Source organism: Aquisalimonas lutea (assembly GCF_030409225.1).
Taxonomy (GTDB): domain Bacteria; phylum Pseudomonadota; class Gammaproteobacteria; order Nitrococcales; family Aquisalimonadaceae; genus Aquisalimonas; species Aquisalimonas lutea.
In genome coordinates, this window is record NZ_JAUFPK010000005.1 from 211232 (window position 1) to 233137 (window position 21906).

At 69.7% G+C, this 21906-nt stretch carries 18 protein-coding genes; 13 read left to right on the forward strand and 5 right to left on the reverse strand.

Annotated elements, in window-relative coordinates; translation table 11 throughout:
- Positions 1-21: 21 nt before the first annotated feature.
- The 3 genes from QWY84_RS15150 to QWY84_RS15160 all read left to right on the forward strand — a co-directional run bounded on the left by QWY84_RS15150 (position 22) and on the right by QWY84_RS15160 (position 3026).
- Positions 22-1290 carry an aspartate aminotransferase family protein gene (locus tag QWY84_RS15150; RefSeq protein WP_290203675.1) on the forward strand — a complete coding sequence of 423 codons (1269 nt, stop codon included), beginning with the start codon at positions 22-24 and terminating at the stop codon, positions 1288-1290.
- 60 nt (positions 1291-1350) lie between these two features.
- Positions 1351-2028, forward strand: a complete 678-nt coding sequence (locus QWY84_RS15155) for a class I SAM-dependent methyltransferase (protein ID WP_290203676.1) — start codon at positions 1351-1353, stop codon at positions 2026-2028.
- 65 nt (positions 2029-2093) lie between these two features.
- Positions 2094-3026: an AEC family transporter gene (locus QWY84_RS15160; RefSeq protein ID WP_290203677.1), complete on the forward strand. Its 933-nt coding sequence runs from the start codon at positions 2094-2096 to the stop codon at positions 3024-3026.
- Positions 3027-3177: 151 nt separating this feature from the next.
- On the opposite strand, the gene QWY84_RS15165 is transcribed toward QWY84_RS15160, so the two are convergent.
- Positions 3178-4629, reverse strand: a complete 1452-nt coding sequence (locus QWY84_RS15165) for an NAD-dependent succinate-semialdehyde dehydrogenase (RefSeq protein ID WP_290203679.1) — start codon at positions 4627-4629, stop codon at positions 3178-3180.
- 166 nt (positions 4630-4795) lie between these two features.
- Complete coding sequence (locus tag QWY84_RS15170) at positions 4796-5773, reverse strand: D-2-hydroxyacid dehydrogenase (protein ID WP_290203681.1); 978 nt, start codon at positions 5771-5773, stop codon at positions 4796-4798.
- Positions 5774-6034: 261 nt separating this feature from the next.
- Here QWY84_RS15170 and QWY84_RS15175 point away from each other — a divergent pair, with 261 nt between their 5' ends.
- Positions 6035-7246, forward strand: coding sequence for a pyridoxal phosphate-dependent aminotransferase (locus QWY84_RS15175; RefSeq protein WP_290203682.1), 1212 nt, complete (start codon positions 6035-6037; stop codon positions 7244-7246).
- 80 nt (positions 7247-7326) lie between these two features.
- Positions 7327-8106 carry an enoyl-CoA hydratase gene (locus QWY84_RS15180; protein ID WP_290203684.1) on the forward strand — a complete coding sequence of 260 codons (780 nt, stop codon included), beginning with the start codon at positions 7327-7329 and terminating at the stop codon, positions 8104-8106.
- A 417-nt stretch (positions 8107-8523) separates the two neighbouring features.
- On the opposite strand, the gene QWY84_RS15185 is transcribed toward QWY84_RS15180, so the two are convergent.
- Both QWY84_RS15185 and QWY84_RS15190 read right to left on the reverse strand, forming a co-directional pair.
- Positions 8524-9312, reverse strand: a complete 789-nt coding sequence (locus QWY84_RS15185; RefSeq protein WP_290203686.1) for an enoyl-CoA hydratase — start codon at positions 9310-9312, stop codon at positions 8524-8526.
- Between the two features lie 294 nt (positions 9313-9606).
- Positions 9607-11247 carry an acyl-CoA synthetase gene (locus tag QWY84_RS15190; RefSeq protein WP_290203688.1) on the reverse strand — a complete coding sequence of 547 codons (1641 nt, stop codon included), beginning with the start codon at positions 11245-11247 and terminating at the stop codon, positions 9607-9609.
- A gap of 158 nt (positions 11248-11405) precedes the next feature.
- Here QWY84_RS15190 and QWY84_RS15195 point away from each other — a divergent pair, with 158 nt between their 5' ends.
- The 5 genes from QWY84_RS15195 (at position 11406) to selD (ending at position 17867) form a co-directional block, all read left to right on the forward strand.
- Positions 11406-11879: a CoA-binding protein gene (locus tag QWY84_RS15195; protein WP_353959899.1), complete on the forward strand. Its 474-nt coding sequence runs from the start codon at positions 11406-11408 to the stop codon at positions 11877-11879.
- A gap of 35 nt (positions 11880-11914) precedes the next feature.
- Positions 11915-13192, forward strand: coding sequence for an O-acetylhomoserine aminocarboxypropyltransferase/cysteine synthase family protein (locus tag QWY84_RS15200; protein WP_290203690.1), 1278 nt, complete (start codon positions 11915-11917; stop codon positions 13190-13192).
- A 44-nt stretch (positions 13193-13236) separates the two neighbouring features.
- Positions 13237-14577, forward strand: a complete 1341-nt coding sequence (locus QWY84_RS15205; protein ID WP_290203692.1) for a YdgA family protein — start codon at positions 13237-13239, stop codon at positions 14575-14577.
- A gap of 51 nt (positions 14578-14628) precedes the next feature.
- The gene (locus QWY84_RS15210) at positions 14629-15501 is read left to right on the forward strand and encodes an SDR family oxidoreductase (RefSeq protein ID WP_290203694.1); all 873 of its coding nucleotides are present in this window, start codon (positions 14629-14631) and stop codon (positions 15499-15501) included.
- 89 nt (positions 15502-15590) lie between these two features.
- On the forward strand, positions 15591-17867 hold the full coding sequence (gene selD, locus QWY84_RS15215; RefSeq protein ID WP_290203695.1) for a selenide, water dikinase SelD: 2277 nt from the start codon (positions 15591-15593) through the stop codon (positions 17865-17867).
- Here selD and senB read toward each other — a convergent pair.
- Positions 17851-18813 (reverse strand): selenoneine biosynthesis selenosugar synthase SenB, encoded by a 963-nt coding sequence (gene senB / locus QWY84_RS15220; protein WP_290203696.1) that lies wholly within the window; start codon positions 18811-18813, stop codon positions 17851-17853. The two genes, selD and senB, sit on opposite strands and share 17 nt — an antisense overlap.
- A 45-nt stretch (positions 18814-18858) precedes the next feature.
- Between senB and senA the strand changes: the two genes are divergently transcribed.
- From senA to QWY84_RS15235, 3 genes are all read left to right on the forward strand, one after another.
- Positions 18859-20196 carry a selenoneine synthase SenA gene (gene senA, locus QWY84_RS15225; RefSeq protein WP_290203698.1) on the forward strand — a complete coding sequence of 446 codons (1338 nt, stop codon included), beginning with the start codon at positions 18859-18861 and terminating at the stop codon, positions 20194-20196.
- 82 nt (positions 20197-20278) lie between these two features.
- A complete protein-coding gene (locus QWY84_RS15230; RefSeq protein ID WP_290203700.1) occupies positions 20279-21166 on the forward strand; it encodes a putative selenate ABC transporter substrate-binding protein in 888 nt (295 codons plus the stop codon).
- Positions 21166-21885 carry an ATP-binding cassette domain-containing protein gene (locus tag QWY84_RS15235; protein ID WP_290203702.1) on the forward strand — a complete coding sequence of 240 codons (720 nt, stop codon included), beginning with the start codon at positions 21166-21168 and terminating at the stop codon, positions 21883-21885. The genes QWY84_RS15230 and QWY84_RS15235 overlap by 1 nt, the downstream gene beginning before the upstream one ends.
- The last annotated feature ends 21 nt before the right edge of the window (positions 21886-21906 follow it).

Genomic DNA, 21906 nt, shown 5'->3' on the forward strand with positions numbered 1-21906 from the left:
CCGCCCCTGAGGAGGTCCCCAATGACCAGCGCTCCCGGTCAGTTGACGCCGTTGATGAAGCAGTCGTCCGGTATTACCGCCACCCGTGGCGAGGGCATGTACCTCTTCGACGAGGCGGGCAACCGCTACATGGATTTCAGCTCGGGCATCGGCGTCACCGGAACCGGCCACTGCCACCCGAAGGTGGTGGCGGCGGCGCAGGAGCAGGTGGGGCGGCTGATCCACGGCCAGTACGCCATCATGAAGCACCCACCGCTGGAGACCATGGCGGCCCGCCTGGGCGAGCGCATGCCCGAGGGGCTGAGCTCGATCTTCTTCTCCAACGCGGGCACCGAGGCGGTGGAGGCGTCGATCCGCCTGGCGCGCCAGGCCACGGGGCGGCCCAACATCATCACCTTCCAGGGGTGCTTCCACGGCCGCACCATGGGCTCGCTGTCGACGACCACGTCCAGCGTCGGGCTGCGCGCCGGCGTCCAGCCGCTGATGGGCGGCGTCATCGTGGCGCCGTTCCCGAACACCTACCGCCTGCGCATGGATGAGCAGACGGCGACGGAGTTCTGCCTGCGGGAGCTGGACAACATCCTGCACACCCAGTCGGCGCCGAAGGAGACGGCGGCGATGCTCATCGAGCCCATCCAGGGCGAGGCCGGCTACGTGCCGGCGAACACCGCGTTCATGCAGGGGCTGCGGGAGATCTGCGACCGCCACGACATCCTGCTGATCATGGACGAGGTGCAGGCCGGGTACGGGCGCAGCGGCCTGTTCTGGGGGCATCAGCATTTCGACGTCAAGCCGGATATCGTGCTCACCGCCAAGGGGCTCGCCAGCGGCTTCCCGCTGTCGGCCATGGCGGCGCGGCCGGAGACCATGGAAAAGGGCTGGCCCGGCTCCCAGGGCGGCACCTACGGTGGCAACGCGGTGGCCTGCGCGGCCGCCCTGGCGACGCTGGAGGTCTTCGACGAGGAAGGCCTGGTGGAGAACGCCGCCACCCAGGGTGCGCGGCTGCGCAAGCAGCTCGACGAGCTCAAGGCCGACAACCCGGCCATCGGTGATGTCCGTGGCAAGGGCCTGATGCAGGGCACGGAGATCGTCGACGGCGACGGCAATCCGGACGGCGACCGCGCCATGCGCATCCTTCAGGAGGCCGAGAAGCGGGGGCTCGTGATGATCCGCTGCGGCGCCTACGGCGGGCAGATCGTCCGCTGGCTGCCGCCGCTGATCGTCACCGGCGAGCAGATCGACGAGGGGGTCGGCATCTTCGCCGAGGCGCTCAAGGCGTCCGCGCGGTAAGCTCCGGGGAACACGCCCCGCGATCGTCGCGGCTTGTAAGGCAACAGGAGTAGGAGACCGATGGATCTCGCTTCCATTCGCAGCGCATACCGGCGTTACGCCCGGTATTACGACCGTGTCTTCGGCCCGGTGTTCGCCCCGGGGCGGCATGTTGCCATGGAGATGCTCAACCAGAAGCCCGGGCAGCGGATCCTGGAGGTCGGCGTCGGAACCGGCCTGTCGCTGCCGGATTACGACCCGCGCACCCGCGTGGTCGGCATCGATATCTCCCCGGAGATGCTCGACATCGCCCGGGATCGTGCCGAGCGGGAATGCCCCGAGGGCCAGGTCGAGGATCTCCTGGTCATGGATGCCGAGGCGCTGGAGTTCCCGGACAACAGCTTCGACAGCATCGCCTGCATGTACGTCGCCTCCGTGGTGCCGAACCCGGACCGGCTGATCAGCGAGATGCGACGGGTCTGCCGGCCCGGCGGCGATATCCTCATCCTCAATCATTTCGCGTCCCGCAATCCCGTCCTGCGCGGTCTCGAGAAGGGCCTGCGCCCGCTGTCCAAGCTGGTGGGCTTCCGCCCGGACATGGACCTGGACACGCTGCCCGACCACGAGGGCTTCCAGCGGCTGGCCGTGCACAACACGAACCTCTTCGGCTACTGGAAGCTGGTGCACTATTGCAACGGCACCGATGACGAGGGCGGCTCCGACGACGCCGCTGCGGTGAAGACCGCTGCCGCCCGTTAGCATTGCCGCTGCGCCGGCCCGTCCCGGCGTGATGCCGGGCGGCCGTCGGTGAATGCAATCGCGCCATGAACGTCGTCCTCACCATCGCCCTGCCGTTCTTCGCCCTGATCTTCACCGGCATGATCGCGGGCCGGACCCGCCTGATGCCCGGGGAGACCATCGCCGGGCTGAACACCTTCGTGTTCTATTTCGCCCTGCCGGCGCTGCTGATCACCAGCATCGCCGACGCCCCCGTGCGCGACCTGGGCGAGCCGGCGCTGTTCTTCGCCTGGCTGCTCCCCGGCGGCGCGCTGTTCGCGGGGACATTCGGGCTCATGCGCGTGCTGTTCGGGGGTGACGCGGCCACGCGGGCCGTCCAGGCCCTGACCGCGTCGTTCGCCAACGTCGGCTTCGTCGGGCTGCCGCTGGTCATCGCGGCCCTGGGCACGGATGCCACCCCTTCGGCCGCCGTGGTCATCGTCGTGGATACCGCCATCATGATCGGCGTTGCCACCGCCGTCATCGAGGTGGCCCAGGGCGGCAGCGGCAACCTGCCGCATGCCGTGCGCACCGCCGCCATGGGAGTGGCGCGCAATCCGCTGATCGGTGCCTCGGCGGTGGGCGTGGTGCTGAGCGCTGCGTCGGTGTCGGTGCCGGCGCCGGTGTTCTCCTACCTGGAGCTCCTGGGGGCGTCGGCCGGACCGGCCGCGCTGTTCGCGCTGGGCGCCACGCTGGCCCGCCAGCGCCTGGGCAGCCAGGCGAAGGAGACCGGGGTCCTGGTCCTGCTGAAGCTGGTGGCCCACCCGCTGCTGGTCTGGGGCGCGACCTCGGCCCTGGACGTGGGGTCGACGGCCCAGAAGGCGCTCATCATCATGGCGTCATTGCCGGTGGCGGCCAACGTCTACGTGCTGGCGCAGCGCTACCGCGTCAACATCTCCGGCGCCTCGTCGGCGATCCTGGTGACCACCGTGATCGCCGTGGCCAGCGTCTCGGTGGTGCTGCACCTGCTGGTGGGGTAGGGTCGGGCGGCATTCGGGCGGTAGCGGAGGCGAGAACCCCTGTGCCCGACCGCCGCACGGCCCCGGGGCAAGGCCGGGCCCTTGCCGGGAATCGCGCCTGCGCCGCGATACCGGCCGGCACCGCGGCGCAGGCGCGGCGTGTTGACAGGCCCTAGCTGCCCCGCGGCACCGTCTGCGGCTCGACGAACTCGAACAGACCCTCCAGGCCGCCTTCGCGGCCGTAGCCGGACTGCTTCATGCCGCCGAAGGGGGCCTCGGGTGCCGGCCCCGAGCCGGTGTTGTAGCCCACGTGGGCGAACTCCAGCGCGGCGATTACCCGCTGCGCGCGCGCATCGTCGCCGGTGAACAGGTACGAGGCGAGGCCGAACTCGGTCTGGTTGGCCATCTCGATGGCCTGGGCCTCGCTGCTGAAGGTGGCGATGGGCACCAGCGGCCCGAAGGTCTCCTCCTTCCAGCAGGCCATCTGCGGGCTCACCCCCAGGACGATGGTGGGCGGGAAGAAGCCGCCCCAGTCGTTCTCCAGCGACGGCGGAACGTCGCCCATGACCAGCTCGGCACCCTTGTCCAGGGCGTCGGTGAGATGGCGGCGGACCTTCTCGTAGCCGTTGCGATCCACCAGCGGGCCCAGATCCGTGTCGGGCTCCAGCCCGTCGCCCACCTTGAGCTTGCTGGCCCGGGCCTTGACCCGCTCGGCGAAGTCCGCGGCCACGCTCTCGTGGACCATGATGCGGTTGGCGCACACGCAGGTCTGCCCGCCGCCGCGGAACTTGTTGCCGATGAGGTTCTCCGCGGCAGCGTCAAGGTCGGCATCCTCGAAGACGATGTAGGGGGCGTTGCCGCCCAGCTCCAGGGTGAGCTTCTTGACCTGCGGCGCGCTGCGCTCGATGAGCTCCCGGCCCACCTCGGTGGAGCCGGTGAAGCTCAGCACGCGGATATCGGGATGATCACACAGGGTGTCGCCGATGGGGCCGGCGGAGCCGGTGACCAGGTTGACCTTGCCCGGCGGCAGGTCCAGTGCCTGGTCCAGCAGGCTGAACAGCGCCACCATGGTCAGCGGCGTCTTGGACGACGGCTTGATTACGCAGGGACAGTCCGCCGCCAGCGCCGCCGAGAGCTTCTTGGCGATCATGCCGATGGGGAAGTTCCACGGCGTCACCAGGGCGACCGCGCCGGCGGGCCGGTAGTGCACCGTCCAGGTGCAGTTGCGCGGCTTCTCGTCCAGCACGCGGGGCGCCAGCGCGTCCATGTGCTCCGCGCAGTAGCGGAAGAAGCCGGCGGCGTAGTCCACCTCGCCCTGGGCCTCCTTCCACGGCTTGCCGTGCTCCATGCACAGGATGCGGCCGAGCTCCTCGCGGTTGTCCTGCAGCGCCTGGACGATGCCGTTCAGCCAGGTGCGGCGCTGCTCCAGGCTCGCCGGGGTCTTGAGCGCCTCACGGGCGGCTTCCACGGCGCGGGTGGTCTCCTCGGGGCCCATGCCCGGGACCTGGGCCAGCGTGGCCCCGTCCACGGGGTTGTACACCGTCAGCGTCTTGCCGCTGTCGGCGTCCACCCAGTGGCCGTTGATGTAGCCCTGGCAGTTTCTGAGCAATGACGATTCGAGCATGGCACCCCCTCGATCTGTTCTCGATCACGAAAGCGGTCGCGCAATCCGTCCCGATGGTGCCGGTGCCCTGCGCGCACGTTCTGCCGCGCGAGCGCCGCATCGGGAAGGCCGCGGGTAAAGAACCATGTTGAATGGAACCGGGCACGACGTCCAGCGCCCGACCGGTTCAGCGCGTCGGGGGCACGTAGCCCCGCGCCTTGTCCACCACGTTGTGCAGGGCCTCGCCGGCCTGCCAGCGCCGCAAGTTGTCGAGGAACTGCTCGGTGAGCGCCTCGCGCCAGCCCACCACGTCACCGGCCATGTGTGCCGTGAGAACGGCCTGGGGGAAGTCCCACAGCGGGTGGTCGGCCGGCAGCGGTTCCTGCTCGAACACGTCCAGCCCCGCGCCGGCGATGTCACCGCTGCGCAGTGCCTCGACCAGGGCATCGGTATCGACAATGGGGCCGCGCCCGATGTTGATGAACCGGGCGCCGGGCTTCATGGCCTTGAACGCCGCCCGGCCGAACAGGCCGCGTGTGGTGTCGGTCAAGGGTGCGGCCACGACCACGTAGTCGGCGTCCGGGAGCTGCTCGAGCAGCGTCTCCTGGGCGTGCACGCGGCCGAAGTCCGGGTCGCTGTCGCGGGCGGAGCGGGCCACGGCGTCGACGGCCAGCCCCGCCGCGGCGAGCTGGCGCCCGATCCGCCGGCCGATGGCCCCGGCGCCGACGATCAGCGCCCGCTTGCCGGCGATCTGCTCGGTATCCCGGTGCTGCCAGACATGCCGGTCCTGGTAGCGCACCGAGGCGGGCAGATCCTTGGCGAAGGCGAGCACCAGGCCCAGGACGAACTCGGCGATGGGGCCGTCGAAAATGCCGCGCGCGTTGGTGACCGGGATGGCGCTGTCCTGCAGCGCCGGGAACATGAGGGCGTCGACGCCGGCGCTGGTGGCGTGGACCCATTGCAGCTGGTCCGCCAGGTGCCAGCACTCGGCGAGCATGTCCGTGCGGAAGTCGGTGACCAGCAGGATGTCGGCCCCGGGCAGGGCGCGCTCCAGGCTCTCCCGGCTGTTCGCCAGGCGCAGCTCGGCCGCGTCCGTGACGGCGTCGAGCCCGGGCGGGAAGTCCTCGTTCTCGGCGGTGAGAACGGCGATCACCGGCTTCTGCATGATGTCGGGCTCCTGCGATGGCGGCACCGGCCGCGCGTGCGTGTCGGGCTGGGCCGGTTTCGTGGATGCCGGTCGAAACGGGATACTGAGCCGACGTTATACAGCGGCCATGCGGCCGTCAACCGCACCCTCTCAGGCCCCGCCACGATGGGCTTTGAGAATGCTTGACCCGGTGCTGCGCAGGGGCATACGCTCCGGCTGATCAGCCCAGTGTTTGTGCGCGCACGGTGCTCGTGCACCGATCGTCCCTGCGGAGGAACCATGGCAGTCAATCCCACCGAGACCGATGCCCAGGATCTGGACGACGTACGGGACGCGAGCTGGGCGCCGGCGCTTCGTGCCATTCCGGTGGCCGGGATCCGCAAGATGGTGAATCTGGCGGCCAGCATGGAGGATGTGGTGCATCTGTCCATCGGCCAGCCCAACTTCCCCACGCCCCGGCACATCGTCGATGCCTACATCGAGGCGCTGGAAGAAGGGCACACGGGCTATACCATGGACGCCGGGCTGCCGGAGCTGCTCACGGCCCTGGCCGAGTACTACAGCCAGCGCTACAACCGCACGCTCACGGAAGACAACATCCTCATTACCGCCGGCTGCACCGAGGCGATGTACCTGGCGCTGACGGCGACCTCGGCGCCCGGCCGCCAGTTCCTGGTCACGGACCCGACGTTCCTGCTGTACGCGCCGCTCATCCGCATGAACGGCGGCGAGGTGAAGTACATTCCCACGCGCGCCGAGCACGGTCACCAGCTCGATCCCCAGGAGGTGATCGACAACATCGGCATGCGCACCTACGGCATCGTGCTGAACTCGCCGAGCAACCCCACCGGGACGGTCTACCCGGCGGAGACCATCGACGCCATCTGCCAGGAGGCCGCGTACCGCGGCGTCTACGTGTTCAGCGACGAGGTCTACGACCACCTGCTGCTGGACGACATGGAGTACCCCAGCGTGCTGCGGCACGCCATGGACCTGGACAACGTCATGGTCGCCAGCAGCTTCTCCAAGACGTTCAGCATGGCCGGGCTGCGCATCGGCTGGATCATCTCCAGCCAGGGGGCCATCAAGAAGCTGCGGCGCTACCACATGTTCACCACCACCGTGGCCAACACCCCGGCCCAGTGGGCGGGCATCGCCGCCCTCAAGGGCGATCGCAGCTGCATCGACGACATGGTGCAGGAGTACGCCCAGCGGCGCGACCGCGTGGTCCAGCTGGTGAGCGAGACCCCGCACCTGACGGGCTACTGGCCCCAGGGGGCGTTCTACATCTTCCCGTCGCTGCCCCACGGCGCCAACGCCAACCAGGTCTGCCTGCGCATGCTCCAGGAGACCGGGGTGTGCACCGTGCCCGGCGATGCCTTCGGGGAGAGCTGCAGCAATTCCCTGCGCATCAGCTACTCGACCTCCATGGAGAAGATCGAGGAAGCCTTCGAGCGCATCGTGCCCTGGCTGGCGAAGCAGGACTTCTGACACCGATCGTCCCCATGCCCGCGCGCACCGCGAGCCCGCGGCCGTGCGCGGGTCATTGCGACCCATAACCGAGGACAGGCATGAGCATTCGTACCGAGCGCCATGACGGCGTGCTCGTCGTCACCCTGGACCGGCCGGACAAGCGCAATGCGCTCACCGGCGAGATGTATGACACGCTGCGCGCCACCATGGGCGAGGCACGCAGCGATGGCGACGTGCGCGCGGTGCTGCTCCAGGGCGCGGGCGAGAACTTCACCGCCGGCAACGATCTGCAGGACTTCGGTCCCGGGGCGGCGGAGCGGGTGGCCAGCGGCGAGAAGCCGCCGGCCATGAAGCTCATCGACGACATGGTGGACTTCGACAAGCCCCTGGTGGCGTCGGTGCGCGGCCATGCCGTGGGCATCGGCACGACGATCCTGCTCCACTGCGACGTGGTCGCCGCCGGCGACACGGCGACGTTCTCCCTGCCGTTCGCGCGCCTGGGGCTGGTGCCGGAGTTCGCCAGCAGCTACCTGCTGCCGATGCTCGCCGGGCGGGTGAAGGCCAGTCACACGCTGCTGCTGGGCGAGGCCTTCGACCGCGAGCGCGCGCGGGAGCTGGGCATCGTCTCCATGAGCTGCAGCGACGCCGAGCTGGACGAGCAGGCCATGGCCGCGGCGCAGAAGCTGGCCGCCCTGCCGCCCCAGGCCCTGCGCGCCACCAAGCGGCTGATCAACAGCGCCTTCCAGCAGGAGCGCCTGCGCGACGCCATCGCCCGCGAGAGCGAGGCCTTCAACGCGGGCCTGGTCTCGGAGGAGCACCAGGAGGCCGTGGCCGCCTTCTTCGAGAAGCGCCAGCCGGATTTCAGCCGCTTCAGCTGAAGCTGCGCGACGGACTTCCTCCAAAGCCGAGTGAACGGCGGATACCTGCGCGTTATTCCGGGTGCGGGGTTCCGGGTTGCGGTGACTTGCGTAGCGCCGGAGCGCAGGGCGTCCGGCCCCGAAGGGGTGGCGGCAGGGATGCCGCCACCGGCTGTCAGCACAGGGATGTGCTGTCAGCCGGCCAGCCCGGAGCGGAGGATAGGCCCCTGCTTCCTGCGAAGCAGGGGCCGTAAGCGGAGCTCGGAGCCGCAACCCGGAACCCCGCACCCGGAATAACCCATCCGTGAGCCCGCAGCCTGACGGGCTGAATGCTGGGTTTCAGTCCCGACAGGTATACCGGCTCGGGGCTGAAGCCCCTCCTACAGCGAGTTCCGCGCAGCCACCTCTACGGTGATCCCTGTGCAGCGGCTGCGGTACTCACCAGCGCGGCTTGCGCTTCTCCAGGAACGCATCGATGCCCTCGCGGGCGGCCTCGGTGTCCATGTTGCAGGCCATGGTCTCCGAGGCATCGGTGTAGGCGCCGGCCAGGTCCTTGTCGCTCTGGCGGTAGAACAGCGCCTTGCCGGCCTGGATGGCTTCCGGCGGCCGGGCGGCGATCTTCTCCGCCAGCTCGGTGGCGGCCCCGGCCAGGGCGTCGTCGTCCACCACGCGGTTGACCAGCCCCAGCCGGGCGGCTTCCTCGGCGTCGACGAAGTCCCCGGTGAACAGCATCTCCAGGGCGTTCTTGCGCGGAACCACCCGGCTGACGGCCACCGCCGGGGTGCTGCAGAAAAGCCCCAGGTTGATCCCCGAGGTGGCGAAGCGCGCCGAGCGGCCCGCGACGGCCAGGTCCGCCGTGGCGACGAGCTGGCAGCCGGCGGCGGTGGCAATGCCCTGGACCTGGGCGATCACCGGTTGCGGCAGGCTGACGATGCGCTGCATGAAGGCGCTGCAGCGCTCGAACAGGGCCTGGTGGGCGGCGCGATCCTCGGTGGACCGGACTTCCCGCAGGTCGTGGCCGGCGGAGAAGGCCTTGCCCTCGGCATCCAGGATCACGACGCGGATGCTGTCGTCGGCGGCGATGGCATCCAGGGCGGTGTGCAGGGCCTCGATGACGTCGGCCCGCAGCGGGTTGTAGCGGTCGGGCTCGTTGAAGCCGACGCGGGCGATGGCGCCTTCCTGGCGTACCCGGATGGGGCTTTCGGTGTTGGGGGCGGGTTGGCTCATGGTTTCCTCCGTCGATTCGTCAGGCTCATTCGGGGGCCGTGCGGGCGCGGGAGGGTCCGGTTCGGGCTCCGGAGCTTCGCTTACGGCTCCCTGCTTCTGCTGAAGCAGGGAGCCTATCCTCCGCTCCGGGCTGGCCGGCTGACAGCACATCCCTGTGCCGACAGCCGGTGGCGGCATCCCTGCCGCCACCCCGTTGGGGCCGGGCGCCCTGCGCTCCGGCGCTGCGCGAGTCGCCCGAACCGGACCCTCCCGCACCCGCACGGCGCGCATTGGGTGACCCGTCAATGGTACTCATCAGTCCGCCAGCTCCCGCGCGCGGTCGCGCAGCGCGAACTTCTGGATCTTGCCGGTCGATGTCTTGGGCAGCTCCTCGAAGACCACCGTCTTCGGCGCCTTGAAATGGGCCATGTTGTCGCGGCAGAAGGCGATGATGTCCTCGGCGGTGGTGTCCTCGTGGCCGGCGTGCAGGGTGACGAAGGCGCACGGGGTCTCGCCCCACTTGTCGTCGGGGCGGGCCACCACGGCGCACTCCAGCACCGCCGGGTGGCGGTAGAGGACGTCCTCCACCTCGATGGTGGAGATGTTCTCGCCGCCGGAGATGATCACGTCCTTGAGCCGGTCCTTGATCTCCACGTAGCCGTCCGGGTGCCACACGGCCAGGTCGCCGGTGTGGTACCAGCCGCCGGAGAAGGCCTTGTCGGTGGCCTCGGGGTTCTTGAGGTAGCCCTTCATGACGGTGTTGCCGCGCATGAAGATCTCGCCCATGGTCTCGCCGTCCTGGGGGACCGGCTCCAGCGTCTCGGAGTCGGCCACCATGACCCCTTCCAGGGTGTGGTAGCGCACGCCCTGGCGGGCCTTGACGCGGGCGCGCTGCTCCACGGGCAGCTCGTCCCACTCCTCGTGCCAGGCGCATACCGTCACCGGCCCGTAGACCTCCGTGAGGCCATAGACGTGGGTCAGGCGGAAGCCCATGGCCTCGATGCCGGCGATGACCTGGGCCGGCGGCGCGGCCGCGGCGGTCATGATCTTGACCTCGTGCTCCATCCCCTGTTTCGCCTCGTCCGGGGCGTTCAGCAGGCCGTTGAGGACGATGGGCGCGCCGCACAGGTGGGTGACGCCGTGGGCCTTGATCAGCTCCAGGATGCGGACCGGCTCCACCCGCCGCAGGCAGACGTGGGTGCCGGCGCAGGCAGTGACGGTCCAGGGGAAGCACCAGCCGTTGCAGTGGAACATGGGCAGGGTCCAGAGATAGACCGGGTGGCCGGCCATGTCCCAGACCATGGTGTTGCCCACCGCGTTCAGGTAGGCGCCCCGGTGATGGTAGACCACGCCCTTGGGGTTGCCGGTGGTGCCGGAAGTGTAGTTCAGGGCGATGGCGTTCCATTCGTCGGCGGGCGGCGTGTAGCGGTAGTCCGGATCGCCCTCGGTGAGAAGCGCCTCGTAGTCCAGCGGGCCGATGGCCTCGCCGCCGTCGAATTCCGGGTCGTTGACGTCCACCACCAGGATGTCGTGTCGCACCTGAGCCAGGGCGTCGCGGATCACCGGCGTGAACTCCCGGTCCACCAGGATCACCGATGCCTCGCCGTGGTCGAGCATGAAGGCGATGGCCTCGGCATCCAGCCGGATGTTCAGGGCGTTGAGGGTGGCACCGGTCATGGGCACGCCGAAGTGCGCCTCCAGCATCTCCGGGATGTTGGGCAGCATGGCGGCGACGGTGTCGCCCTTGCCGATGCCGCGCCGCTCCAGGGCGCTGGCCAGGCGCCGGCAGCGCTCGGCGGTTCGTGCCCAGGTGCGGCGCGTGTCGCCGTGGATGACGGCGGTGTGCTCGGGATAGACGGACGCCGTGCGGTCCAGGAACGTCAGCGGGGTCAGCGGCGCGTAGTTGGCCGGGTTCTGCGCCAGGTGCTGCTCGTAGATGTCGGTGCCTCCGGACATGCCCGCGTCTCCTCCGTCTTTCCGTACCGGTGTTATTGGTGTGCCGTGTCCACGAGCGTACCACCGCCGGGACGGCGGCCAAACGGCAGATGACACGACGCCGCTGCCTGGGCGAGAATCCCGGAAACGTGGCGACCCCCGGAAGGAGAGAGCGGATCATGACGGACGAGATCAGCCGCTTGCGGCGCATTCTGGCCGACTACCGCAACGTGGCGGTGGTAGGGCTGTCGGCCAACTGGTACCGGCCCAGCTACTTCGCGGCCAAGTACCTGCTGGATCACGGCTACAATGTCATCCCGGTGAATCCCGTCTACCCGGAGATCCTCGGCTGCCGCAGCTACCCGGATCTGCGCAGCATTCCAGAGCCGGTGGACGTGGTAGACATCTTCCGCAGGCCCGAGGAGGTGCCGGCGCTGGTGGACGAGGCCGTTGCCATCGGTGCCAAGGTGGTCTGGATGCAGATCGGCATCGTCCACGAGGAGGCCGCGGCCCGGGCGCGCGAGGCCGGCCTGGAGGTGGTGATGAACCGCTGCATGAAGATCGAGTACGGGCGGCTGTTCGGCGGCCTGAACTGGATGGGCGTGAACACCGGCGTGATCTCGGCGAAGCGGCCGGCCCACGTCCCCTTCTGATACCCTGCTGATCCACCCCGGGGAGCGCGGATCCCATGAGTGACAGAGAATTCGGTTTCGAGACCCTGTGCCTGCATGCCGGGCACATCCCGGACGCGGCCACCGGCGCCCGGGCCGTGCCCATCTACCAGACCACGTCCTACGTGTTCGACAGCACGGACCACGCGGCCAGCCTGTTCAACCTGCAGACCTTCGGCAACATCTACGGCCGCATGAACAACCCCACCACGGCGGTGCTGGAGGAGCGCATCGCCGCCCTGGAGGGCGGGCGCGCCTGCCTCGCCGTGGCCTCGGGCATGAGCGCGCAGATGACCGCGCTGCTGACGCTGTGCGAGCAGGGCGACGAGATCGTCGCCGCGCGCACGCTCTACGGCGGGACGTTCAGCCAGTTCCAGGTGACCTTCCGCAAGATGGGGATCACCGTCCATTTCGTGGACCCGAACGACCCGGAGAACTTCCGCAGGGCCATCACGCCGCGTACCAAGTGCCTGTATGCCGAGACCATCGGCAACCCGCTGGGCAATGTGCTGGACATCCGGGCGGTGGCGGATATCGCCCACGATGCCGGCATCCCGCTGGTGATGGACAACACCCTGGCCAGCCCGCACCTGTGCCGGCCCATCGAGCACGGCGCCGACATCGTCGTCCACTCGGCCACCAAGTTTATCGGCGGCCACGGCACCACCCTGGGCGGGGTCATCGTGGAGTCGGGCAGCTTCCCCTGGGACAACGGCAACTTCCCGCAGATGATCGAGCCCTCCGAGGGCTACCATGGGGTGCGCTTCTACGAGACCTTCGGCGATTTCGCCTTCATCACCAAGTGCCGCGTGGAGACTTTGCGCACCCTGGGGGCGACGCTGTCGCCCATGAACGCCTTCCTGCTGATCCAGGGCGTGGAGACGCTGCCCCTGCGCATGGAGCGCCACTGCGACAACACCCTGCGCGTGGCCCGCTACCTGCAGGAGCACCCCCGGGTGAGCTGGGTGAAGTACGCCGGCCTCGAGGGCAATCCCTACCACGACCTGGCGCGCAAGTACCTGCCGCGGGGCGCCGGCGCGATTCTCACCTTCGGCGTCAAGGGCGGGCACGAGGCGGGCGTGCGCTTCATCGAGAGCTGCCAGTTCCTGAGCCATCTCGCCAATGTCGGCGACGCCAAGACCCTGGTGATCCATCCGGCATCCACCACCCACCGGCAGATGGACGAGGAGCAGCAGCGGGTGGCGGGCGTCAGCCCCGACATGATTCGCCTGTCCGTGGGCATCGAGACCGCGGATGATATTCTCTGGGACCTGGATCAGGCGCTCCAGGCCTGACACCGACCGTGCATTCCGCACACGGACCCACATAGGAGGGAGCCATGAAACGTACGATTCTCACCACCGGCCTGGTTGTCGTCGTCGCCGCCGGCGGCGCGGCGTTCGCCCTGCCGCACTGGGCGGGCGGCGTTGCCGAGAAGCAGCACCAGGCCGCCTGGGACACCATCGCCGAGGACCCGCGGCTGGAGGTCGTCTCCAGGGAGTACAACCGCGGCATGCGGCAGTCCACGGCGCGCACCGAGCTGGCCATCACCGTGGGCGGGAACAACGCCAAGGGCGAGGTGCAAAGGCTGGTGTTCGTCGAGGAAGACACCATCCACCATGGCCCGGTGCTGCTCGGCGGCGACTCCGTGCTCGGCGCGGCGCGGGTCGAGTCGGTGGTGCGGCCGAGCGAGGAGACGGCGGCGGCGTATCCCGGCCTGGCCGGCGACAAGCCGCTGCTGACCGCGGACACCTTCGTGGCGTTCGACGGCAGCAGCCGGATGCGCTACGCAAGCCCCGCGCGGGAATGGCAGCAGGACGACGTGCACATGTCCTTCTCCGGGCTGAACGGTACGGCGCAGGTGAGCGCCGCCATGGACCGGATGGAGGGCGACGGCGCCATGGACAGCTTCCTTGTGGAGGGGCCGGATGCGCGGGCGGAGATCTCCGGGGTTACGTTCCGCAGCGACGCGCGTGCGCTGTCGTCGTGGCTGTGGACCGGCTCCACCGAGATGCAGGTCGACGGCATCCGCATCGAGGAGGCCGACGAGACGGTGGCCATCGACGGCGTGACCCTGACCGCTTCCAGCGATGCCGAGGACGGGCTGCTCCAGGGGAGCATGGATCTGTCCGCCGAGTCCGTGGACACGCCCCGGGGGACGTTCTCCGAGGGCAGGCTGCGCGTGAGCAGCGGCAACCTCGACCAGGCCGCCATCGAGCAGATGGTCGAGTGGAGCCAGGCGATGGAGCGGGGCGAGCTGACGCCGCAGGAGCTGAATTCCCGGTTCATGAACATCTGGCCGGACCTGCTTGCCGCCAACCCCCGGCTGGCCATGGATGAGCTGCACCTGGAAACGCCGGAGGGGCCGTTCAGCGGCAGCGCCAGCGCGGAATGGACGGCGGGCCGGCCGGACATGAACAATCCCATGGCGCTGATCAACGGGTTGCTCATCGAGCTGCAGCTGTCGGGCCCGGAAGAGCGTGTCCGCACGCTGTTCTCGGAGATGACCGGTACCGCCAAGGGCGAGGCGACCGGCGACCGGCTGGCGGCGCTGGAGCAGCAGGGCCTGATCGTGCTCCAGGACGGTGAGGTGAGTACGGAGCTCGCCCTGCGTGACGGCACGGTTCACGCCAACGGCACCAGCATGGGCTCCGTGTGGCAGTTCCTGGGCGCCCTGTAGGCGCACCTTTTCCGGCGCCGCCGAGGGCGCCGGGCAACGCGAGGACGACCGATGTTTCAGCCGAATCTGTTCCATGGCCAGCGCATCCTCGTCACCGGCGGCGGCACCGGCCTGGGCCGGGGCATGGCCGAGAAATTCCTGGAGCTGGGCGCGGACGTGTACATCTGCGGCCGGCGCCGGTCCGTGTGCGAGGACACGGCGCGCGAGCTCGAGGAGCGCCACGGGGGCAGCGTGACCCCGTTCGGCCTGGATATCCGCGATCCGCAGGCGGTGGACGACATGGTGGCCGCCATCTTCGAGGACGGTCCGCTGACCGGGCTGGTGAACAACGCCGCCGGCAACTTCATCAGCCGCACCCAGGATCTGTCGCCGCGCGGGTTCGACGCCATCGCCAACATCGTCATGCACGGCACGTTCTACGTGACCCAGGCGGTGGGCAAGCGCTGGATCGCCGGCGGCCATCCGGGCAGCGTGGTCTCCATCGTGGTCACCTGGGTCGAGAACGGCGGGCCGTTCGTGGTGCCCTCGGCCATGAGCAAGTCCGCGGTGAACACCATGACCAAGTCCCTGGCCACGGAATGGGGCGGCTACGGCATCCGCCTGAATGCCATCGCCCCCGGCGAGATCCCCACGGAAGGCATGAGCAAGCGCCTCAACCCCGGCGAGCAGCCGGGCCAGCGGACTGCCCGCATCAACCCCATGGGGCGGTGCGGCACCATGGAAGAGCTGCAGAATCTCGCCACGTTCCTGCTGTCCGACGGCTGCCCGTGGCTCACCGGCCAGACCGTCACCATGGACGGCGGCGGCTCCCTGGCCACCGGCGGCAATTTCTACGAGCTGCGCGAGTGGACCGACGAGCAGTGGCAGCAGGCCCGGGAAGCCATCCAGTCCCAGAACGACAAGGACCGCGGCCAGCGTTCCTGAAGGCGCCGCGAGCGCGGCGCGACCCACGCCGGCAGGGACGCTGCGGCGGCGCGCCGCGTCATTCACCCGTGCGACAGTGAGTGCCGTTCATGCAAACCCCGGAACAGCCGGTTCTCCGCGATATCGTCCTGGTCGGTGGCGGCCACAGCCACATCGGCGTACTGCGCCGCTTCGGCATGAAGCCCGTGCCCGGGGTGCGGCTGAATCTCGTCTGCCGCGACACCCACACGCCGTACTCGGGCATGCTGCCCGGCTACATCGCCGGGCATTACAGCTACGACGACGTCCACATCGATCTGCGCACGCTCGCCGAGTTCGCCGGCGCACGCTTCTTCCGGGATGAAGCCGTGGGCATCGACCGCTCCCGGGGGCAGGTGCTGTGCCGCGAGCGCCCGCCGATCCCGTACGACCAGCTGTCCGTGAACATCGGCTCCACGCCCCAGGTGCAGCAGGTGGCGGGGGCCGAGGACCACGCGGTGCCGGTGAAGCCGATCCACCGCTTCAACGACCGCTGGCAGCTGCTCCTGGAGCGCGTGCGCGGTCACCCGGGGGAGACGCGGATCGCCGTGGTCGGCGCCGGTGCCGGCGGGGTGGAGCTGACCCTGGCCATGCAGTACCGCCTGCGCAACGAGCTGCGGGCCCTGGGCCGCAACCCCGACGAGCTGGTCTTCCACCTGTTCGACAGCGGCCCGCGCATCCTGTCCACCCACAACGGCTCCGTGCGCCGCCGGTTCGAGCGCGTGCTGGCCGAGCGCGGTGTCGAGGTGCACTGCGGTGCCGAGGTGGATCGGGTGAGCGCCGGCCGGCTGCGGACGGCTTCCGGGGAGACGCTGGACGCCGACGAGATCGTCTGGGTGACGCGCGCCGGGGGTGCCCCCTGGCTCCGGGCCACCGGCCTCGAGCTGGACGAGCAGGGCTTCATCCAGGTCCGCGATACGCTGCAGACGGTGACGGATCCGCGCATCTTCGCCGCCGGCGACATTGCCACCATGGTGAATCATCCGCGGGAGAAGGCCGGGGTGTTCGCCGTGCGCCAGGGCAAGCCCCTGGCGGCGAATCTGCGCCGCGCCGTCGAGGGGCGGGCGCTGAAGCCGTACCATCCGCAGTCCCGGTGGCTGGCGCTGATCAGCACCGGCGACCGGCATGCGGTGGCCTCCCGCGGCGCCGTGGGCTTCAGCGGCGACTGGGTGTGGCGGTGGAAAGACTGGATCGACCGGCGCTTTATGGCGAAGTTCAACGAGCTGCCCGCCATGGAGGAGGAGGCGCCGGAGCAGCGCTCCCCGGTGCAGCTCGAGGGCGAGGAGGCGAGCCAGGCTATCTCCGCAGTGGCCATGCGCTGCGGCGGCTGCGGCGCCAAGGTGGGGGCCTCGACGCTGTCCCGGGCGCTGGGCATGCTGCAGCCCGCCCAGCGCGACGACGTGCTGGTGGGGCTGCACGCCCCCGACGACGCCGCAGTGGTGCGCGTGCCCCCGGGCAAGGCCATGGTCCACACCGTGGATTTCTTCCGGGCCTTTCTCGACGACCCCTACGTCTTCGGCCGCGTGGCGGCCAACCATGCCCTGGGCGACATCTTCGCCATGGGTGCCGAGGCCCAGACCGCCACCGCGGTGGCGACCATTCCCACGGGGCTGGAGTCGAAGGTGGAGGACACCGTCTTCCAGATGATGTCCGGGGCCCTGGAGATCCTCAACGATGCCAACTGCGCCCTGGTGGGCGGCCATACCGGCGAGGGCCGGGAGCTCGCCCTGGGGTTCGCCGTCAACGGCCTGGTGGATGACGACCTGGACGCCATCATGCGCAAGGGCGGCATGCGCCCCGGGGATGTGCTGGTGATCACCAAGCCCGTGGGCACGGGCACGCTGTTCGCCGCCCACGCCAAGCTCCAGGCCCGGGGCCGCTGGATCGACGGCGCGCTGGCGTCCATGTGCCAGTCGAACCGGCAGGCGGCGGCCTGCCTGCACCAGTACGGCGCGACGGCCTGCACGGACATCACCGGCTTCGGCGTCCTCGGGCACCTGGTGGAGATGACCCGGCCCTCGGAAGTGGATGCGGAAGTCGACCTCGCGGCACTGCCCGTCCTCGACGGCGCCGAGGAGACCGTGGCCGCCGGCGTGCTGAGCTCCCTGCAGCCGGCCAACGTGCGGCTGCGCCGCGCCATCCGCAACCAGTCCGACATGGTGAACCACCCGCGCTACCCGCTGATCTTCGACCCGCAGACCGCCGGCGGGCTGATGGCCAGCGTACCGGCGGAGCGGGCCGAGGCGTGCGTGCAGGCGCTGCGGGCGCTGGGCTATCCGCACACGGCGGCCGTTGGGCGCATCCTGCCCCAGGGCGAGGCGCTGGAGCCGATTACCCTGGTGGGCTGACCCGGTCGACGACCCGGGCCAGGCCGTCGCGCTCGGCCTCGGGGCGGAACAGCGGTGCCAGGGAGGCGCAGTGAGCGCGCAGCGACTCCAGGTAGTCCGGGTCGCGCTCGGCCTGCAGGAGCCGCTCACGCAGCGCCTCGGTGTCCCGGGCCGGGTAGTAGCCCGGGTAGTCGTCCCCCAGCAGCCCGCGATTGCCGGAGATGTCCGAAGCGATCACCGGCAGCCCGGCGACGCAGGCCTCGGAGACCACGTTGGCGCCGCCTTCCATGACCGAGCTCATGACCATGAGCCGGGCACGCGCCATGAGGCGGCGGACCTCGCCGTGGGGGACTTCCCCTTTCCAGCGGAAGCGGGGATTGTCGCGGTCCTCGGTGCGCGCCGCCGCTTCCCACTCGCTGTCATGGGGCTTGCCCACGTGGATGACCCGCAGGCGCGAGTTGTCCGGCACGTCGCGCACCGCATACGCGGCCCGCAGGGAGTCCTTTTCCTCGCGCAGGTGGCCGGCCACGCACACATCGAACCACGATTTCACCGGCGGCAGGCGCCGGGGCAGCGGCTCGGCGGACTGGAAAACCGTGTGCAGACGCCGGCGGAAACGTGCTGGAATGTCTCGGTGTACCCGGTCATGCAGGCCGATGAGCGCGTGGGCCCGGTCCATGCTGTCCAGGGTGACCTCCGGGTCGCTATGCTGGAAGTGGTAGATGTCCGTTCCGGTCAGCGTCACGATGAGTGGGCGCCCCGGGTGCCGGTCGCTGAACCGGCGGATGGAGTCCGCGCTGCGCCAGGCGTGCAGCGCGATCATCAGGCCGGCGCCGCGCTCGTCCCACGTCTCGGCGACCTGCACGCGGTGACCCAGGCGCCGCAGGAAGCGCGCCCAACGGGTGGCCGTGGCGCGATTGCCGGCGCGGGACTGGCGGCCGGCCGGAGTGATCAGGGCGATGTTCATGGGGTCGGCATCTCCTCAGAACGAACGTAACGCGGAGCGAGTGTCATGACCGAGTCGATCGATGTTCCCGCAACCCGGCGCCTTCACGCCCGGGACCTGGTGCGCATGGTGGACGACGCACGGCGGCGCACCCTGGATCTCACCCGGGACCTCACCGGGGACCGCCAGTTCGGACCCAACCTGCGCATCGTCAACCCCCCGCTGTGGGAGGTCGGGCACGTGGGCTTCTTCCACGACTACTTCGCGCTGCGCACGCTCCACGGCCTGCCGGACTACCAGCAGCCGGACGCCGAGCGGCTGTACGACTCCAGCAGCATCCACCACGACGACCGCTGGGATCTGCCCCTGCCCACCATGCAGGGAACCCTGGACTACCTGGAGTCGGTGCGCAACGCCATGGTGGCGCGGCTGCCGGAGGGAGAGGCCAGCGAGGCGGAGAGCTACGTCTACCAGCTCACCGTCCTCCACGAGGACATGCACGCGGAGGCGTTCACCTACACCCGGCAGACCCTGGGGTATCCGCCGCCGGAGTTCACCGACGGCGTCACGCCGCCGCCGGTGGAGGTCACCGGATCGCTGCGCGGCGATGTCCGCGTGCCCGGCGGCGCGCATCTGCTGGGTTCCGACGACAGCGTGCCGTTCCGGTTCGACAACGAGAAGCAGCCTCACACCGTGGAGGTCGCGCCTTTCGTCATTGCCCGGGCGCCGGTGACCAACGCCGAGTTCGCGGCATTCGTCGAAGACGGCGGCTACCGTCGCGCCGAGCTCTGGAGCGAGGAAGGCTGGCGGTGGTGCCGCGAGCGGGGCCAGGAGGCGCCCCTGTACTGGCGCCGCGGCGAGGACGGTTGGGAGATCCGCTGGTTCGACCGCTGGGTCCCGCTGCAGCCGCATCACCCCGTGTGCTTCGTCAGCCTGCATGAGGCCGAGGCCTATTGCCGCTGGGCGGGGCGCCGTCTGCCCACGGAGGCCGAGTGGGAAGTGGCGGCGAGCCGGGTCCCGGCCGCGGACGGCAACGCCCTGGTGCCGGGCAAGCGCCTGTACCCGTGGGGCGATACGCCGCCGAGCCCGTCGCTGGTCAACATGGACGGTCACCGGCTGGGCTGCGTGGATGTGGCGGCTTTCCCGGAAGGTGAAAGCGCCATGGGATGCCGCCAGATGCTGGGCAATGTCTGGGAGTGGACCGCCTCGCTGTTCAAGCCGTATCCAGGATTTGAAGCGGATTTGTACAAGGACTATTCTGCTCCCTGGTTCGAGGAAGGCCGGCACGTGCTCCGGGGCGGGGCATGGGCCACGCGCAGCCGGCTGGTGCACAACGGCCATCGCAACTACTTCACGCCGGACCGCAACGATATCTTTGCCGGGTTCCGCACCTGCGCGGTATAGCAGCGGTACTGCCACCACCTGCGTGCGGGGTGCTTCGCCCCGCCGGATTGCTGCCACGACAACGACACGACAGGAGATCATCATGTACAAGTTCCTGCGCTACGGAGTGTTCAAGCACATCGTCTACGGCATAGCCCTGGTCCTGGCGCTGGGCTGCGCCACGGCCAGCGCCCAGACGTTCGTGTTCACCGCTATTCCCGACGAGGACGAAACCCGCCTGGAACAACGCTTCACCAAGGTCGCCGATTACCTGGAGGAGCGCCTGGACGTGGACGTGCGCTACGTGCCGGTGAAGTCCTACGCCGCAGCGGTGACCGCGTTCCGCAACAACCAGGTCCAGCTCGCCTGGTTCGGCGCCCTGTCCGGCGTGCAGGCGCGCCAGGCCGTGCCCGGCTCGCAGGCCCTGGCCCAGGGCGAGGAGGACGCCGCCTTCCGCACGTACTTCATCGCCAACCGCGACACGGGCATCGAGCCGGCGGAGGACGCCCTGCCGGAGAGCATCCGCGACCGGACCTTCACCTTCGGCTCCAAGGGCTCCACCTCCGGTCGCCTGATGCCGGAGTACTACATCCGGGAGCAGTTCGACGCGGCGCCGGAAGAGATCTTCAGCCGCGTCGGCTTCAGCGGCAATCACAGCCGCACCATCGCGCTGGTCGAGTCCGGCGCCTACCAGGTGGGCGCGGTGAACTACACCACCTGGGAGAAGGCCGTCGACGCGGGCCGCGTGGACACCGACAACGTGCAGGTGATCTGGGAGACGCCCACGTACAAGGACTACCAGTGGACCATCCGCGGCGATGTCGACGAGCGCTTCGGTGACGGATTCACCGAGCGGGTGCGGCAGGCCCTGCTGGCGATGGACGACCCGGAGCTGCTGGAGAGCTTCCCGCGCAGCGGCTTCATTCCGGTCGACAACGCCGACTACGACACCATCCGGCAGCTCGCCCGCGAGCTCGACCTGCTGGACTGATGCAGCCCCTGCATCTGGACAATGTCAGCGCCTCCTACGGCGGCGCGCGCGTCATCGGCCCCCTGAGCGTGACCATCCGGCCCGGGGAGCGGGTGGCGCTCGTCGGCCGCAGCGGCGCGGGCAAGTCAACGCTGCTCGGGCTCATGTACGACCGCTGGCGCGCGCAGTGCGCCCTGCTGCCGCAGCAGCTGGGGCTGGTGGAGACGTTGAGCGTCTTCCACAACGTCTACATGGGGCGGCTGGCCGCGGAGTCCACCTGGTATAACCTGCGCAATCTCGCCTGGCCGGCCCGTCGCGAGGTACGCGCCGTCACCGCGCTGCTGGAGGAGCTGGCCATGGCGGACAAGCTGCGCGCGCGGGTCGGTGAGCTGTCCGGCGGCCAGCGCCAGCGGGTGGCCGCCGCGCGGGCGATCTACCAGGGGGCGCAGATGCTGCTGGCGGACGAGCCCGTCTCCGCGCTGGACGGGCCGCTGGCGGAGGTCACCATGCGGGCGCTGACCAGCAACTACGCCACCGCCGTGCTCGCCATGCACGACGTCGAGCTGGCCCTGCGCTTCACCGACCGGGTGGTGGGCATCGGCGACGGCGTGGTGATGGTGGACGAGGCCAGCAGCCGCCTGCGGGCGGCCGATCTGCTGCCCCTGTACCGGGGGGAGGGCGAGACCGCAGCGGGAGCGGCGGACACGCTCGATGACAGCGCGCTGAGCGCCCGCCTGTAGCGCCGCCGGCGGCACGGCACC